Annotated in this window: 11 protein-coding genes and 1 pseudogene; 10 read left to right on the top strand and 2 right to left on the bottom strand. The window is 62.3% G+C overall.

Annotated features, from left to right (window positions below):
* Positions 1-130: 130 nt before the first annotated feature.
* A complete protein-coding gene (xdhA, locus tag N0Q91_RS23680; protein WP_275599258.1) occupies positions 131-1,618 on the bottom strand; it encodes a xanthine dehydrogenase small subunit in 1,488 nt (495 codons plus the stop codon).
* A gap of 27 nt (positions 1,619-1,645) precedes the next feature.
* Positions 1,646-2,422 carry a 3-hydroxybutyrate dehydrogenase gene (locus N0Q91_RS23675; RefSeq protein WP_275599257.1) on the bottom strand — a complete coding sequence of 259 codons (777 nt, stop codon included), beginning with the start codon at positions 2,420-2,422 and terminating at the stop codon, positions 1,646-1,648.
* A gap of 297 nt (positions 2,423-2,719) precedes the next feature.
* Between N0Q91_RS23675 and glpK the strand changes: the two genes are divergently transcribed.
* The 10 genes and pseudogenes from glpK to bacA all read left to right on the top strand — a co-directional run bounded on the left by glpK (position 2,720) and on the right by bacA (position 11,269).
* On the top strand, positions 2,720-4,213 hold the full coding sequence (gene glpK / locus N0Q91_RS23670) for a glycerol kinase GlpK (RefSeq protein WP_275599256.1): 1,494 nt from the start codon (positions 2,720-2,722) through the stop codon (positions 4,211-4,213).
* Positions 4,214-4,424: 211 nt separating this feature from the next.
* On the top strand, positions 4,425-4,748 hold the full coding sequence (locus N0Q91_RS23665) for an ArsR/SmtB family transcription factor (RefSeq protein WP_275599255.1): 324 nt from the start codon (positions 4,425-4,427) through the stop codon (positions 4,746-4,748).
* Positions 4,745-5,176 (top strand): SRPBCC family protein, encoded by a 432-nt coding sequence (locus N0Q91_RS23660; RefSeq protein WP_018098334.1) that lies wholly within the window; start codon positions 4,745-4,747, stop codon positions 5,174-5,176. The genes N0Q91_RS23665 and N0Q91_RS23660 overlap by 4 nt, the downstream gene beginning before the upstream one ends.
* A 58-nt stretch (positions 5,177-5,234) precedes the next feature.
* Positions 5,235-5,456 carry a hypothetical protein gene (locus tag N0Q91_RS23655; RefSeq protein WP_275599254.1) on the top strand — a complete coding sequence of 74 codons (222 nt, stop codon included), beginning with the start codon at positions 5,235-5,237 and terminating at the stop codon, positions 5,454-5,456.
* A gap of 10 nt (positions 5,457-5,466) precedes the next feature.
* Complete coding sequence (locus tag N0Q91_RS23650) at positions 5,467-5,934, top strand: DUF1801 domain-containing protein (RefSeq protein WP_275599253.1); 468 nt, start codon at positions 5,467-5,469, stop codon at positions 5,932-5,934.
* Between the two features lie 27 nt (positions 5,935-5,961).
* A complete protein-coding gene (locus N0Q91_RS23645) occupies positions 5,962-6,393 on the top strand; it encodes a DUF1801 domain-containing protein (protein WP_198516615.1) in 432 nt (143 codons plus the stop codon).
* A gap of 173 nt (positions 6,394-6,566) precedes the next feature.
* Positions 6,567-7,610: an LLM class flavin-dependent oxidoreductase gene (locus tag N0Q91_RS23640; RefSeq protein WP_100670112.1), complete on the top strand. Its 1,044-nt coding sequence runs from the start codon at positions 6,567-6,569 to the stop codon at positions 7,608-7,610.
* A 72-nt stretch (positions 7,611-7,682) separates the two neighbouring features.
* Positions 7,683-8,432: a type I methionyl aminopeptidase gene (map, locus tag N0Q91_RS23635; protein WP_100670113.1), complete on the top strand. Its 750-nt coding sequence runs from the start codon at positions 7,683-7,685 to the stop codon at positions 8,430-8,432.
* A gap of 152 nt (positions 8,433-8,584) precedes the next feature.
* Entirely contained in the window at positions 8,585-9,853 is a 1,269-nt protein-coding gene (locus N0Q91_RS23630; protein ID WP_275599252.1) for an MFS transporter, read from the top strand.
* 152 nt (positions 9,854-10,005) lie between these two features.
* Positions 10,006-11,269, top strand: a pseudogene (gene bacA, locus N0Q91_RS23625) (bacteroid development protein BacA).
* The last annotated feature ends 8 nt before the right edge of the window (positions 11,270-11,277 follow it).

Raw genomic sequence — 11,277 nt, 5'->3', positions numbered from 1 at the left:
ACGGGGAGAAGGGACGTTGCCGCGCCGCCCTCGTCCGCTCTCCCCGCCAGTGGGGAGAGAATTAGGGTGGGCAGCCATTCCCAACAACCGGTGAGGGGCAATTTCGACTCGCCGATATTGCGACGGGTACTCATGCCACCTCCTCGAACCGCTGAAGCTGCACCGTTTCCCCCATGCTCTCGAGGAAAAAGCGCATCAGCAGGTTTTTCGCCGCCAACATGCGATAGGCGCCGGTGGCGCGCCAATCGGTGATCGGCTGGTAATCGGTCTCGAAGGCGGCTTGCGCCTTGCGGATCGTCTCCTCGTTCCATGGCTGACTGACAAGGGCGGCTTCGACGGTTTTCGCCCGCTTCGGCGTTGCCGCCATGCCACCGAAGGCTATTCGTGCGGCTTTCACCCGCTCGCCGTCGAACGAGATACGGAAGGCGCCGAGTAGGGCGGAAATATCTTCGTCGCGGCGCTTCGAGATCTTGTAGGCGGCAAAACGCTCGTCCGCGGGCAGAGCCGGGACGAAGAGGCTCTCGACGAATTCTCCGGGCCTGCGATCCTGCTTGCCATAGGCGATGAAGAAATCCTCGAGCGGAAGCGTGCGCCGACCGTCCTTCGAGCGCAGGGTAACCGTCGCGCCGAGAACGATCAGGGGCGGCGGGCTGTCGCCGATCGGCGAGCCGTTGGCGATATTGCCGCCGATCGTGCCCATGTTGCGCACCTGGTCGCCGCCGATGCGGTCGAGCAGCCGGCCGAAGGACGGATAGGCTGAGGAAAGGGCCTCGTGCGCCGCCGTATAGCTTACGCCTGCACCGATCGTCAGGCCTGCTTTCGAGCTTTCGACCCGCTGCAGTTCGGCGATGCCGTTGATGAAGACCACCGGATTGAGGGTGCGCATCTGCTTCGTCACCCAGAGCCCGACATCGGTGCAGCCGGCGACGATCGTCGCGCTCGGATGATCCGAGAGAACGCCTGCAAGATCCGCGGCATCCACGGGTACGATCAGACAGTCCGCGCCGCTGCGGACGACGATCCTCTCCGTTTGCCCCAGCGCCTGGAGGCGCGCCGTAACCGCTTCCCGCGTGCGGGTGATCGGGTCGAAGAGAACGGCCGGGCGCTCCGCCGCCGCGGCTTCCGCCGCGCGCACGATCGGTTCGTAGCCGGTACAGCGACAGAGATTGCCCTGCAGCGCCTTTTCTATCGCCCCGCGGCTTGGTTTTTCAGTGGTAAGCCAGAGCCCGTAAAGCGACATCACGATCCCCGGAGTGCAGAAGCCGCATTGGGAACCGTGAAAATCCACCAGTGCCTGCTGCACCGGATGAAGCGTGCCGTCTGCGGCGGCCAGGTGCTCGACCGTCACCACATGCGTGGCATTCAGCGATCCTGTGAAGCGGATGCAGGCGTTGACGCTTTCATAGACGAGGTTTTCGGCTCCGCTGCCATCCCTGGAAAGCCGGCCGATGAGCACCGTACAGGCGCCGCAATCGCCCTCCGCGCAGCCTTCCTTGGTGCCGGTGAGGCGCCGCTCCAGCCTCAGAAAATCGAGCAGCGTCGCTGTCGGCGCCACGTCGGAAAGGGCGATCTCGGTGTCGTTCAGGATGAAGCGGATGCTGTCGGATGCCTGTGCCATGCCACTTCCTTGTCCCTCAGCCGTCGATTACTGCGCCGTCCAGCCGCCATCCATCGAGACATGCGTGCCGGTGATCTGGGCGGCATCGTCGCTTGCAAGATAAAGCGCCAGGGAGGCAACCTGTTCGACGGTGATGAACTTTTTCGTCGGCTGTCCCTTGAGCATCACCTCATTGATCACCTGCTCCTCGGTGATGCCGCGCGTTCTCGCCTGATCCGGTATCTGCTTTTCGACGAGCGGCGTCAGAACGTAGCCGGGGCAGATCGAGTTCACACTGATGCCGTTCTCCGCCACCTCCAGCGCCACGGTCTTCGTCAACCCCATGATACCATGCTTGGCGGCGACATAGGCGGACTTGAAGGGGGAGGCCACGAGCCCGTGTGCGGACGCGATATTGATGATCCGGCCCCAGCCTTTTGTCTTCATCGGCGGAATGGCGGCGCGAATAGTGTGAAAAGAGGAGGAGAGGTTGACGGCGATGATCCGGTCCCATTGCTCGACTGGAAAATCCTCGATCTTTTCGACGAACTGCACGCCGGCATTGTTGACGAGGATATCGGCGCCGCCGAAGCGATCGGCAACAGTCGCCATCATGTCGGCAATTTCGGAGGGCTTGGTCATGTCGGCCGGGTGATGAAGCACCGTACCGGAACTCAGGCTTGCGACTTCGTCCGTGACGGTCCGGATCTCGTCCGGCGCACCGAAGCCGTTCAGGACGATATTGGCGCCGGTCTTTGCCAGGGTCCGGGCGATCGCCAATCCGATGCCGCTCGTGGAACCCGTTATCACCGCAGTTCTGGTCATTCCCGCTCTCTCCGTCCTGATGCCGCACAGGTTATTGCGACGCAACAGCATCAGCCTACGCGCAAATGCGCGGCAGTGACAATTGTGTTTTTCCGCCCCGCAAAGCAGAGTCCCTGTCCCCGGGAGCACTTGGCAAAAGTTGCGTTTTGTTTTCGTTTGACATTCGTTTTTCTATCGTATTGAAGTCTTTCGAATGTCGCCCTCGAGGAAGGGCGAGGGGGCGGTATAAGGAAAGCGTATGCGGGCTTCCGCTCGCATTCCGGTCGGCCTTTTCAATCGCGTGCCGAGGAGGGGCATATGGGCGGATTTATTCTCGCGATCGATCAGGGCACGACGTCGACGCGCGCGATCGTTTTCGACGGCAACCAGAAAATCGCAGGCGTCGGGCAGAAAGAGTTCAAGCAGCACTTTCCGAAATCGGGCTGGGTGGAGCACGACCCGGAGGAGATCTGGCAGACGGTCGTCAGCACGGTCAAGGAAGCGATCCAGAAGGCCGGCATCACCGCGAACGATATTGCCGCGATCGGCATCACCAATCAGCGGGAGACTGTGGTCGTCTGGGATCGCGAGACCGGCAAGCCGATACACAATGCCATCGTGTGGCAGGATCGCCGTACTGCCGCCTTCTGCGACAAGCTCAAGAAGAAGGGACTGGAAAAGACCTTCGTCAAGAAGACCGGCCTGCTGCTCGATCCCTATTTTTCGGGAACGAAGCTCAACTGGCTGCTTTCCAATGTCAAGGGCGCGCAGGCGCGCGCCGCCAGGGGCGAACTCTGCTTCGGCACCATCGACACCTTCCTGATCTGGCGGCTGACGGGCGGCAAGTGCTTCTGCACCGACGCGACGAATGCCTCGCGTACCCTCTTATACAATATCGCCGAGAATGCCTGGGACGAGGAGCTCACCGACATTCTGCGCGTGCCGAAGGAGATGCTGCCCGAAGTGAAGGACTGCGCGGCCGACTTCGGCGTCACGGAGCCCTCCCTCTTCGGCGCCGCGATCCCGATCCTCGGCGTTGCCGGCGACCAGCAGGCGGCAACGATCGGTCAGGCCTGTTTCAAGCCGGGCATGCTGAAATCGACTTATGGTACGGGCTGCTTCGCCTTGCTCAACACCGGCAAGGACATGGTCCGCTCGAAGAACCGTCTCCTGACCACCATTGCCTACCGCCTCGACGGCGAAACGACCTACGCGCTCGAAGGCTCGATCTTCGTGGCCGGTGCTGCGGTCCAGTGGCTGCGCGACGGGCTCAAGGTGATCAAGGCGGCCCCCGATACGGGCTCGCTTGCCGAAAGCGCCGATCCCTCGCAGGAGGTCTATCTCGTGCCGGCCTTCACCGGCCTCGGAGCGCCCCATTGGGATCCGGATGCGCGGGGCGCGATCTTCGGCATGACGCGCAATACCGGCCCGGCAGAGTTCGCGCGGGCGGCACTCGAGGCGGTCTGCTACCAGACCCGCGACCTGCTGGAGGCCATGCACAAGGATTGGCGCCGCAACGGCAATGATACGGTCCTGCGCGTCGATGGCGGCATGGTCGCCTCCGACTGGACGATGCAGCGCCTTTCGGATCTGCTCGACGCTCCGGTCGACCGCCCGGTCATTCTCGAAACCACGGCGCTTGGCGTCGCCTGGCTTGCGGGCAGCCGCGCCGGCGTCTGGCCGAACCAGGAAGCGTTCGCCAAGTCCTGGGCCCGCGACCGCCGTTTCGAACCGGATATGGACGAGGCCACGCGCAAGGTGAAGCTCAAGGGCTGGCGCAGCGCGGTCAAGCGGACGTTGATTGCGGCTTGAATAGGCCGCTGTCTGTCTACGATGCGAAGGCGGCACCCCCTCTGCCCGGCAGGGCAGGGGGTAGGATATCGATAACATTCAACGCATCGCTATCAGGGTATTGCTTCCAGTGCTCCGCGGTAAGCTGGGTAAAGTCTCGAACGAACGCCTTGACTCATCCATAGCTCATTGGCTATAGATTAACCCATAGCCAACCGGGTATATATCCCAGATGTCCGACGCGCACGACATGCTCTTCAAAACGCTTGCCGATCCCACGCGGCGGGCTCTCTTCGAGCGGCTGTGCCGGGAAGGGGAGAGGACGGTCGGGGCTCTGACGGCTCGCGCCGGTGTCTCGCAGCCGGTCGTCTCCAAACACCTCGGCGTCCTGAAGCAGGCTGGATTGGTGCGCGACCGCCACGAAGGCCGCCACACCTTTTATAGCGCGCAACTCGGTGCGCTCGCTCCGCTGGTCGATTGGACGCGTGAGATGGCCGGTTTCTGGCAGAGCCGCTTCGACGATCTCGAAGACCTACTGAAAAGGATGGACCAATGAACGAAACGTCGAGCGAAACACGTTCCGTCGTCGTCGAGCGGGAGATCGCTCATCCGCCGGAGAAGATCTGGCGCGCGCTCACCCAACCACACCTGATGGAGGAGTGGCTGATGAAGAACGACTTCAGTCCTGTCGTCGGGCACCGTTTCAACCTGCGCGGCGAGTGGGGTGGCGTGCTGGACTGCGAGGTCCTCGTCGTGGAGCCGAACAAAAGGCTGAGCTACGCCTGGAATTTCGCCCATGAGGATCCGGCCTACGACTTGAAGAGCGTGGTGACCTTCACCCTCGTCCCGACAAGCACGGGAACCCAGCTGCGCATGGAGCAGGTTGGATTCCGGCCGGATCAGCGACAGGCCTATGGCGGCGCCAGGGCCGGGTGGCAGCAGTTCTTCGAAAATCTGGAGCGCGTTCTCGCGGGTATGAACTGAAACCCGACCGTCGGGCCGATCGGGGCTCGCTCGCTTCATGTCAATGGGAGATCATTCAATGGATTGGAACGCCTGGATACGTCAGATCCACCGGTGGTTGTCTATCGTCTTCACGGTAACCGTCATCGCCAACTTCGCGGCCATGGGATTGGGAGAACCTCCTGCATGGGTGGTCTATTCCCCGTTGCTGCCGCTCTTCCTGCTGCTGTTCACCGGCCTCTATATGTTCGTGCTACCCTATGCCGCGAGGAGGCGCAGCGGCCGGCCCGCGGCGCAATGAGGTGAAGACGATGGTCGGCAAGACGCCCGGGAAGAGCAGGAATGTTGCGAAGAAGGCCGCCGCCGAGCCGGCCTCTGGACGGCCGACCCTGCTTTCGGGCGGCAATCCCCAGATCGCGAAGGGCTATGGCGATGCTCCCGTGCAGGCCTACATCGCGGCGATGCCGGGCTGGAAGAGCGATGTCGGGCGGCGCCTCGATGCTCTGATTGTTGAGGCCGTTCCCGGCGTGCACAAGGCGGTCAAGTGGAACTCGCCTTTCTACGGTGTCGAGGACAATCTCTGGTTTCTCAGCTTCCACTGCTTCACCAAATACATCAAGGTGACGTTCTTCCGCGGCGCGGCGCTCGATCCTGTCCCGCCCGGCAAGTCCAAATATCCGGAAGTCCGCTACCTCGATGTTTACGAGGGGCAACTCGACGAAGCTCAATTCTCCGCTTGGGTAAGGCAAGCCAGCCGATTGCCCGGCGAACGTATGTAAGCCACAACCATCAGGAAAGTGACGGCCATGGAGAACAGGACGAGCGGTTCGAACGAAGCGTCTCCCTCCAAACTGATAGATGCGAAAATCGATGCGCTTGACGATTGGCGCGGCGAGACGCTCGCCAGGATCCGGAAACTCATCCAGCAGGCCGACCCGGAAGTGATCGAGGAAGTGAAGTGGAGAGGGGTCCCCGTGTGGGAACACGCCGGGATAATCTGCACCGGCGAAGTCTACAAGGCGGTCGTGAAGACGACCTTTGCCAAAGGTGCCTCGCTGGAAGACCCTTCGGGCCTTTTCAACTCCAGCCTGGAAGGCAATACGCGGCGTGCCATCGATTTCCGTCAGGGCGAGAAGATCGATGAAGAGGCGTTCATCGCGCTCGTTCGTGCCGCGGTGGCGCTGAACACATCAGCACGCACAAGCGCCCGTTCGCAGAAGAAGCCGAAGAGCGCCTGACTCCAGCGGACCTCAGCGGGAAACAGTGCGTTTCCCAAAGGTGCATTTGCGACCTGGTCCTGCGCCGATTATCTCTAGCCTCACGCTAGATCCAATAAGTTGAGGCGCGGAATGCGGGCGGGGAGCCTCACTCACTTTTCCTCATCGCGCGCAGACCTCGCAGGAAGTCAGTCATGGAACTCGGACTCTATACATTCGCCGATGTCGATCCAAATGCAGCCGACAAGGGAGCCGAGGGGCGCCGGCGTCTGGCGGATCTCCTGGAGGAGATCGAGCTTGCCGATCAGGTGGGCCTCGACGTTTTCGGCCTCGGCGAGCATCACCGGCCCGACTATGCGGCGTCGGCACCGGCGGTGATCCTCGCGGCGGCTGCCGCACGCACCAGCCGCATCCGGCTGACGAGCGCGGTCACGGTGTTGAGCTCCGACGATCCCGTCCGCGTCTTCCAGCAATTCGCCACCCTCGACCTCCTGTCGAACGGACGCGCCGAGATCATGGCCGGACGTGGCTCCTTCATCGAATCATTCCCGCTCTTCGGCCAGTCGCTGGACGATTACGACCAGCTTTTCGCCGAAAAGCTCGATCTCCTTTTGGCGCTGCGCGATCGTGAAAGGGTCACCTGGTCGGGTGCGCTGAGATCTCCGATCAATGATCGGGGCGTTTATCCGCGCCCGCTGCAGGACCCGCTGCCGCTCTGGATTGCGGTCGGCGGAACGCCGCAGTCGGTTGCGCGTGCCGGTGCGCTCGGCGTGCCGATGGCGCTTGCTATCATCGGCGGCGAACCGGCACGGTTTGCGCCGCTCTTCCAGCTTTACCGCGAAGCTGCGCGCCGTTCGGGGCAGGATCCGTCGAAGCTGAAGACGAGCATCAACGTCCACGGCTTCATCGCCGATAGCACGCAAGAAGCTGCAGATCAGTTCTATGGGCCGCAGGCCGAGGTGATGAACCGCATCGGACGCGAACGCGGCTGGGGGCCGACCAGCCGAGCCCATTTCGATCAGGCGATCGGCCCGACGGGCAATCTCTTCCTCGGCGATCCGGAAACCGTTGCCAGGAAGATCGTTGCGCATCGGAAGCTCTTCGGAAACGACCGCTTCCTGCTGCAGATGGCGATCGGCCCGATGCCGCATGATCGGATCCTGCACGGCATCGAACTTTACGGCACCAAGGTCGCGCCTCTGGTACGCGAGATGCTGGCGGAGGAGCGCGCTTCCTAAGCCGGCCGCTTCCGTCGGCACTGGCATATGCGGCGGCGTAGCGCTAAATGTGGCCGCGAAAGCGAGACATCCATGACCCTCAACAACGACGAAGACCTCGAAAGGCTGAAGGAAATCGGCCGGATTTGCGCCAATGCGCTACAGGCGATGGGCGAGGCGCTGGAACCCGGCATTACCACGGCCGAGCTCGACGCGATCGGCCGCAAGGTGCTGGAGGAGGCGGGCGCCCGTTCGGCACCCGAGCTTTGCTACGATTTCCCCGGCGCGACCTGCATCAGCGTCAACGAGGAGATCGCCCACGGCATACCGGGCCCCCGGGTGATCCAGCCGGGCGATCTCGTCAATATCGACGTTTCCGCCGAAAAGGGCGGGCTCTTCGCCGATACGGGGGCGTCCTTTCCCGTGCCGCCGGTCAAGACCGAGATCGACCGGCTCTGCCGCGATGGCAAGCGGGCGATGTGGGTAGGTTTGAAACAGGTCAAGCCAGGCCAGTCGCTTGCCGCGATCGGCAATTCGATCGGCGAGTTCGCGCGCAAGAACCGCTACTCCCTCGTCGCCAATCTGGCGAGCCACGGCATCGGCCGGTCGCTGCACGAGGAACCGAGCGAAATTGCAACCTGGCCGGACCCGTCCGAGCGGCGGCGGATGACCGAGGGCATGGTCTTCACGGTCGAACCCTTCCTGTCGATGGGCGCGCAATGGGCTGAAGGAGGCAACGACGACTGGACCCTCTACAGCGAACCGCGCGCACCGACTGTACAATATGAGCATACGGTGGTCGTCACCCGCAGCGGGCCGCTGGTCGTGACGCTGCCGGGTTAGGCAACTTAGGAAGGCTCACCCCCTCTGCCCGGCAGGGCAGAGGGGGTATCACACCCGCTCCCGGTTTTCTCAGCGCAGATCATTCGATTCCATCAATGAACCGTTCAATTATAATGATTTGCCGCTCTCTTGCTGCGATGCAATAAGGGGGCATGAGCACTCTCCAGAGACGGCAGGACCGTAGCGAACCGGCGCCCAGGCACTCGACAGAGCCGAGCGGCTTCGAGTCCGCCGGCAGCGGCTCGAGCGGAAGTCTCGCAGCGACCGCGATCGCCGGTGCGGTCGCCATGGCGGTGGCCATGGGCTTCGGCCGGTTCTCCTATACGCCCATCCTGCCGGCGATGATGATCGACACCGGCCTTTCTCCTGCTGATGCAGGCCTGGTCGCCTCGGCGAATTTCATCGGATATCTCGCAGGCGCGGTGCTTGCCGGCTATGGCTGGGCGCACGGCCGCGAGCGCGGGGTCGGTCTCGCGGCTCTCGTCGCGACGACCGTGCTGCTTGCCGCCATGGGACTTACATCCTCGGTGCTCGCCTATTCCATCATCCGCTTTCTTGCGGGTCTGGCGAGCGCCTTTGCGATGATCTTCATCTCGGGGATAGTGCTGGGGCAGGGGCTCGCCGCCAGATCCGAGCACGTGCCTTCGGTGCATTTCGGCGGCGTCGGTTTCGGCATCGCGCTTTCCTCCGTCGTGGTCTGGATCGCGCCGCTCGCAGGCGTCGCGGATCTTTCGAAGTCGCAGGCCGACTGGTTCGCTGGCGGTCTGGTCGCGCTGGCGGGTACGGTTCTGGTGGCCGCGATGCTGCCGTCGAGCCGTCACGCCGCCATCGGCGGTCCACCGGAGGCGCGGCTCGTCCGATCTCGGCCGCTCATGACGATGACGCTGACCTACGGCCTTTTCGGGTTCGGCTACGTGATCACTGCCACGTTCCTCGTCGCCATGGCCCGCGACGCGAGCGGCGACCACAGCATCGAGTTTCTTTCCTGGCTGATCACCGGAGTGAGCGCCGCCCTGTCGGTTTATCTCTGGCGCTTCGCCTTGCCGCGTCTCGGATTGGCCGGGGTCTATGCGGCCGGATTGCTGGTCGAGGCGGCAGGCCTCATTCTGACGGTTTCGTTGCCTTCCCCCTTTGCGCCGCTCGTCGGCGGGCTGATGCTGGGCGCCACCTTCATGATGGTCACGGCCTATGGACTTCAGATCGGACGACAACTCGCCCCCGAAAGTCCGCGCCGGGCCCTCGCCTTCATGACCGCTGCCTTCGGGGTCGGCCAGATCGTCGGGCCGCTGGTCGCCGGCTGGCTTGCCGAGCGCACCGGAAGCTACGCTTTGCCGACCCTGGTCGCCGCCGTCGTTCTCATGATCTGCGGGATCGTCGTCCTCGCCGAATTGCGCCGGATAAGTGAAGCCCTGGCACGATGACGGGTCCTCACTAAGCCGGGCAGGCAGCGTCGGCAGCCACATGAAATAACAGTAACATTCGCATTCCGTAATTGTTGCGCAATGTGATTTGCCCTAGTTTCGGCGCATCAGGAGGCAAGTCCTTGACCTCCCCGAAACGAGAGTGCCGTCCCTTGTTCCAATCCTTCTTTCCCAAGCCGAAGCTGTTTTTCATATCTTCCGCCGTCTGGAGCCTTCTTGCCGTTCTCGTATGGTATGGCGGCGGACGGGATATCGGCGCCTATCTCGGTTTGCCGCAGCTGCCGCCCGGCCAGGAACCTATCATCGGGGTGTCCGTCTTCTGGTCGACGCCCTTTCTTTGGTTCTACATCTATTATGCGGTGGTCGTAGGAATATTCGCCGCGTTCTGGTTCGTCTACAGCCCGCATCGGTGGCAGTATTGGTCCGTTCTCGGCACGGCGCTGATCATCTTCAACACCTACTTTTCGGTTCAGGTCAGTGTCGCCTTCAATGCCTGGTACGGCCCGTTCTATGATATGATCCAGCAGGCGCTCGCGCGAACGGCACCGGTCACTGCCGAACAACTCTACATGGGAATGATCGGCGTCTCAGGCATTGCCTTTCTGGCGGTGACCGTAGGCGTGCTGAACCTCTTCTTCGTCAGCCACTACATCTTTCGCTGGCGTACCGCGATGAACGAATACTATGTCTCGCACTGGCCGAGGCTGCGCCAAGTCGAAGGCGCTTCGCAGCGTGTACAGGAAGACACGATGCGATTTTCCAGCACGATGGAAAGGCTGGGCGTCGGCCTGGTGAGCTCAGTTATGACCTTGATCGCCTTTCTCCCGGTTCTCTTCAGGTTTTCCGAGCAGGTAAACGTGCTGCCGGTCGTCGGCGAAATACCGCATGCGCTCGTCTGGGCCGCCGTCTCCTGGTCGCTGTTTGGAACGGTCTTCCTCGCCGTGGTGGGTATCAAGCTTCCGGGCCTCGAATTTCGCAATCAGCGCGTCGAAGCGGCATACCGGAAGGAACTCGTCTATGGCGAGGATCATGAGGACCGCGCCGACCCGATAACGCTCGCGCAGCTTTTCGACAATGTCAGGCGCAACTATTTCCGCCTCTACTTCCATTATATGTACTTCAATATCGCGCGCATTTTCTACCTGCAGGCCGACAACATATTCGGCACGCTCGTGCTGATACCTGCGATCGTGGCGGGAAAACTCACGCTCGGCGTTATGAATCAGGTGTTGAACGTTTTTGGGCAGGTTCGGAAGTCCTTCCAATACCTGGTCGGCTCCTGGACGACCATCGTCGAGCTCCTGTCGATCTACAAACGTCTTAAAGCCTTCGAGTTCGGTGTTGGTCGACGAACCGCTGCCGGAGATCGACCGGCAGTTCATCGACGCTGGCGGTAAGGAAGAGCTGGCTCTGTAACAGCGGGC

The sequence above is a fragment of the Sinorhizobium prairiense genome (assembly GCF_029201645.2).
GTDB classification, from domain to species: domain Bacteria; phylum Pseudomonadota; class Alphaproteobacteria; order Rhizobiales; family Rhizobiaceae; genus Sinorhizobium; species Sinorhizobium meliloti_A.
Note: the sequence above shows the minus strand (reverse complement) of the source record. Positions and strands in the feature narration are given on the sequence as shown.

Bases quoted from the DNA above. Each gene is read 5' to 3' on its own strand.
- N0Q91_RS23640 (WP_100670112.1), top strand. From the start codon at position 6,567: ATGGAACTCGGACTCTATACATTCGCCGATGTCGATCCAAATGCAGCC.
- N0Q91_RS23645 (WP_198516615.1), top strand. From the start codon at position 5,962: ATGGAGAACAGGACGAGCGGTTCGAACGAAGCGTCTCCCTCCAAACTG.
- N0Q91_RS23675 (WP_275599257.1), bottom strand. From the start codon at position 2,422: ATGACCAGAACTGCGGTGATAACGGGTTCCACGAGCGGCATCGGATTG.
- N0Q91_RS23660 (WP_018098334.1), top strand. From the start codon at position 4,745: ATGAACGAAACGTCGAGCGAAACACGTTCCGTCGTCGTCGAGCGGGAG.
- N0Q91_RS23630 (WP_275599252.1), top strand. From the start codon at position 8,585: ATGAGCACTCTCCAGAGACGGCAGGACCGTAGCGAACCGGCGCCCAGG.
- glpK (WP_275599256.1), top strand. From the start codon at position 2,720: ATGGGCGGATTTATTCTCGCGATCGATCAGGGCACGACGTCGACGCGC.
- map (WP_100670113.1), top strand. From the start codon at position 7,683: ATGACCCTCAACAACGACGAAGACCTCGAAAGGCTGAAGGAAATCGGC.
- N0Q91_RS23650 (WP_275599253.1), top strand. From the start codon at position 5,467: ATGGTCGGCAAGACGCCCGGGAAGAGCAGGAATGTTGCGAAGAAGGCC.
- N0Q91_RS23665 (WP_275599255.1), top strand. From the start codon at position 4,425: ATGTCCGACGCGCACGACATGCTCTTCAAAACGCTTGCCGATCCCACG.
- N0Q91_RS23655 (WP_275599254.1), top strand. From the start codon at position 5,235: ATGGATTGGAACGCCTGGATACGTCAGATCCACCGGTGGTTGTCTATC.
- xdhA (WP_275599258.1), bottom strand. From the start codon at position 1,618: ATGGCACAGGCATCCGACAGCATCCGCTTCATCCTGAACGACACCGAG.